Below are 1,151 nucleotides of genomic sequence, written 5' to 3' on the forward strand. Positions count from 1 at the left end.
CATCGTGCGCAAGGTGCTCATCGCCAACCGTGGCGAAATCGCTGTCCGCGTTGCTCGCGCGTGCCGGGATGCCGGGATTGCCAGTGTGGCGGTCTACGCGGATCCGGACCGTGACGCGTTGCATGTCCGCGTTGCTGATGAGGCGTATGCGCTGGGCGGTGATACCCCGGCGACGAGTTACCTCGATGTGGCCAAGGTCCTCGCCGCGGCCGCCGAGTCCGGCGCGGATGCCGTCCACCCCGGCTACGGGTTCCTTTCCGAGAACGCCGACTTCGCGCAGGCGGTCCTGGACGCGGGGCTGACGTGGATCGGTCCGCCGCCGCAGGCGATCCGGGACCTGGGCGACAAGGTGGCGGCCCGTCACATCGCCCAGCGTGCCGGCGCCCCGCTGGTGGCCGGCACCCCCGACCCTGTTGCGGGGGCGGAGGAGGTCGTGGCGTTCGCGCGGGAGCATGGTCTGCCGATCGCGATCAAGGCGGCGTTCGGTGGCGGCGGGCGCGGCCTGAAGGTCGCCCGCACCCTGGAAGAGGTCCCCGAGCTCTACGACTCCGCCGTCCGCGAGGCCGTCGCCGCGTTCGGACGCGGCGAGTGCTTCGTCGAGCGCTACCTCGACCGGCCCCGCCACGTGGAGACCCAGTGCCTGGCGGATAAGCACGGCAACGTCGTCGTGGTCTCCACCCGTGACTGCTCCCTGCAGCGCCGCCACCAAAAGCTCGTGGAAGAAGCGCCCGCGCCGTTCCTCTCGGCGGAGCAGAACGCGCAGCTGTATGCCGCGTCGAAGGCCATCCTCAAGGAGGCCGGTTACGAAGGCGCCGGCACCTGCGAGTTCCTCGTCGGTCAGGACGGCACGATCTCCTTCCTGGAGGTCAACACCCGCCTGCAGGTCGAACACCCCGTCACCGAAGAAGTCACCGGCATCGATCTGGTGCGGGAGATGTTCCGCATCGCCGACGGCGAAGAACTCGGCTACGACGACCCGCCGCTGCGCGGCCACTCCGTCCGGGCGTGCGGCTGGACGCCGGTGTGGAGTCGGGCAGTGTGATCGGTCCGGCGTGGGACTCGCTGCTGGCGAAGCTGATCGTCACCGGCGCCAGCCGTGAGCAGGCCCTGCAGCGTGCCGCGCGTGCGCTGGGGGAGTTCACGGTCGAGGG

Annotated in this window: 1 pseudogene; it reads left to right on the forward strand. The window is 70.5% G+C overall.

The features are described 5' to 3' along the window. Positions 1-4: 4 nt before the first annotated feature. Positions 5-1,151 (forward strand): annotated as a pseudogene (locus IF61_RS33075) (acetyl-CoA carboxylase biotin carboxylase subunit); the annotation flags it as partial.

Origin of the sequence: Streptomyces roseoverticillatus, from assembly GCF_000719265.1 — a bacterium.
GTDB classification, from domain to species: Bacteria; Actinomycetota; Actinomycetes; order Streptomycetales; family Streptomycetaceae; genus Streptomyces; species Streptomyces roseoverticillatus.